The organism is Mycoplasmopsis felifaucium ATCC 43428 (genome assembly GCF_000687775.1).
In the GTDB taxonomy this organism is placed as follows: Bacteria; Bacillota_I; Bacilli_A; order Mycoplasmatales; family Metamycoplasmataceae; genus Mycoplasmopsis; species Mycoplasmopsis felifaucium.
In genome coordinates, this window is the sequence record NZ_JHXS01000031.1 from 1 (window position 1) to 3532 (window position 3532).

Genomic DNA, 3532 nt, shown 5'->3' on the forward strand with positions numbered 1-3532 from the left:
TCAGGTTCTAACAAGGGTATTTATGTTACAAAAAATAGTGATGTATATACATTGCATTGATATTGTGTTTTAAGTGATGGTTCATTTGATACAGAAAAAGAATATACTTTAGAAATAAATTAATATATTTTAATGGTTAACCTCAAAATTTGGGGTTAATTTTTATTTATTGTATAAATAATGATATTTTTTCAGTATTTTTGATGTTGTTTACAAAAAAAAAAAAATAACCTTCCTTGCTATAATTAAGTTAAATTTGACATTTTTATATAAATAACTAGGAGTAATATGGCTAAAAAATCACTTTCAATATTGGTGGCAGCTACAAGTGCAGCAATTGTCGTAACAGGGTCAATACCATTAATAAGAGCCTGTAAAGATACAAAGCATAAAAATAATGTTATAGATAATAAGCAAGATAATGAATTAACTGAATTAAAGAATAAATTACAAAAACTAATTAATGATTCAAAAACTGAATTAGAAAAAAATAAAGATAATGCTAAAGTTCAAAATGAAGCTAAGAATTTAGCTAATGCGATAACTGATGCTACAAACGCTTTAAATTCTACAAAGCCAGAAATAATTGCGAATACAACTAATTTACAAAATAAATTAGATGATTTTATCGATGCACTTAAAAAAGCAGAATTAGACAAAAACAAACAAGATCAACTTAAAAAAACTTTAGAAGATAAAATCAAAGAAGCAAATAAAGTATATAGCGATAATTTAACTAATAAAGATCTTGAATCTAACCTAGAAAAACTGGATAACGCTATAAAACAAGCTCAAAATGAACTAAATAATCCAGATGCAAATTTTGAAAATGAAGCTGAAGCATTACATAATGCTATTAATGAGTTTAATAATGCTTTAGATGAATTAAATAATAATAAAAATCAAATACTTGGTGAGATAACAAACGCTAAAAATGATATTAACTCATTAAAAGATTCTTTAACTGACCCAATTTATGCTGATATTGTTAATAATCTTGATAAAGCTCTAAATGATAATGAAGTTAATAAAGATAATACAGTCGCTGAATTAACTGAAGCTCTAAATAATCTAAAAGACGCAATCAAGAAAGCGAATGAAGATAAAGAAGTTATTGATAAAAATAATCACACCGCAAATGTAACTGCAGATTTTGAAAAAATTAAGAAAAAAACAATTGATCTTTTAAACAAAATGGGAGATGACCCTGCATTTGATGATATTAAACCTGAACTTAATACAGAACTTACTAAACAAGATGCAAAAGCTAATGCCGAAAATAGATCTGATGAACAAGTGCAAGAAGCTATAAACGATTTAACAAGTGCATATAATACTGCTAGTGAAAAAGCACAACCAATTTTTGATGAAAAAGCTGATTTAGTAAATAAAATTGATGCTAAAAAAGAAAAAATTAATGAGCTTATGAATAAAATGAAAGATGATCCAAATTATTCGGAAACATATAATGCAATTAATAGATTATTAAATAATGCAAGCCCATATTCTATAGATTCACACCTAGAAAATCTCAAAGACTCATTAATGTCATATGAAGCTACAAGCGAAACTGCTGAAGAAATGTATAATGAGACTAAAAAAATAGTTGATGAGTTAAATGATGGCATCAAGAAGTTAGAAGATAAATTAGATGATCTTAAGACTAATAACACTAATAACAAATACGATCCAATAATTAATTATTTAACTGGTGATATTGAAACAATTAAACGCGATAAATCAATTGCAGATACCGAAGAAAAACTTAATGATTTAATCTTTACTGCTGAAAATAGATTTAGAAAAGCAAATAATTGAGTAAGAACTTTAGATGATTTTGATGCAGCATTAACTAAAGCTAAGGAGTTAATTGATTCCGAAACAGATCCTGAAATCGCAGATGAAATTCAAAAAGTTAAAGATGTATACGATTCAGCGCTTGAAGCTAAAAACACTTTAAATAATGCAGAAAATTTTTCTGATTTAGAAGACAAAACTGAAGAATTAAATAATGCTATTAATAACTATAAAACAGCTTTAAATGACAAAGCTCACACTAAAGCAAATAGTTTAAATACATTTACAGATTTTGTTAAACTAGGTACTCAAAATAGTTTAATAATCCCTGAATTAATTACTCAATTTAATGAATTACAAACAATTGTAAATAGCGTAAAAAATACTGACTATGAACACTATGCTGATGTTAAAAGCAGTATCAATACTTTAAATAATAAGCTTGTAAGTTTGGCAAATGACTATAAAACAGTTAATAACAATATTAAGAGTCAATTAGATAATAATCCAGTTTTAACTCGTAAACCGTTTGATGCACAACGTTACTTTGAAAATGCAAATTATAACTTAGAAAATTACCTAAATGAATTCAAAAATGTTTCTGATGAGTTTAATAATTTAACTGATGAAAATTTAGTTAAAAATTATGCTGATTTTTACAATAAAAACAATTTACTTATTATTAGAGGAAAATTATTATATTTAGCATACATATATGAAAACTTTATTAATGATGCTAATGCTCCATATATGAATGAAAAAGGTTTAAGAATCTTTAACCTAAAAACAGATAAATATCCTTATATTGTGGATGTCCCAAAAACATGATTAACTCAAAATTACAATGATTTCTTTACTAAATGAAACACTTGATATACAACAAAAGGTGTAGATGGAATTAGATCATTATTACAAAATGGTAGCTTAATTTTTAGCCAACCGCAATTTACAGATGAAGCAATTGAAAGCAATTTCTTTGTAGCTCCAAGTACAAATAATAAAAATGTTAATTTCGAATTATTAGATCTATTAAATACAACATATGAAACAGTAAAACCTAAATTTGAATCAGCTTATGCAAGTTTCTTGAATCAAATTCCTGAAATTCATGACAAATATTGTGAATATATTATTCCTATCATTAATGAAGCTAAAGAAGTGTTTAAGAAATTAGAAGACTGAATTGCAAATTAAGAAAATAAAACTAAATGACCTTTTACATGAGGACAAGCTGATTCTAAATTCACCAGCTTAGTAAAAAATAATAACTTACAAAACCCTGAAATAGGTAAAACTCCAACCGCTAAGATAAGTAGTGTATTATATGAAATTAAACAATTCATAAATAATCAATTAAAAACTGTTGATCATAATTATTAAAATATAAAGCTTTCCTAATTATTCATTATAAAAGTGAGGTTCCAAAATTGAACCCCACTTTTATAATTTTTGCCCTAAAATATAAATATAACAACCAAATAGAAAGGGCAATATAATTATAATGAAATTTAAAAGTTTAAACAATGTTTACTGTATCGAAACAACAGTGAAACATTCATATAATAGCCAAATAAAATATAGATCTAAACACATTCACGTTTACATTAATGATTCTGAAAAAGACTTAGAATACGCAAATCAAATATTTTATAGAAACAGATTCAAGGTTCATTTTAATCATATTTCTATAACTAAAGCACATAAAATTTTGAATATGATGCAATTAAATTACTCT

2 protein-coding genes are annotated in these 3532 nt (G+C 25.3%); both read left to right on the forward strand.

What is annotated here, in order from left to right:
• Positions 1-288 precede the first annotated feature (288 nt).
• Positions 289-2991, forward strand: coding sequence for a Smc domain-containing protein (locus T390_RS0103510; RefSeq protein ID WP_027335096.1), 2703 nt, complete (start codon positions 289-291; stop codon positions 2989-2991).
• Between the two features lie 307 nt (positions 2992-3298).
• Positions 3299-3532, forward strand: a 234-nt coding sequence (locus T390_RS04150; RefSeq protein ID WP_156930768.1) for a hypothetical protein, incomplete at its 3' end; no start/stop codon positions are given.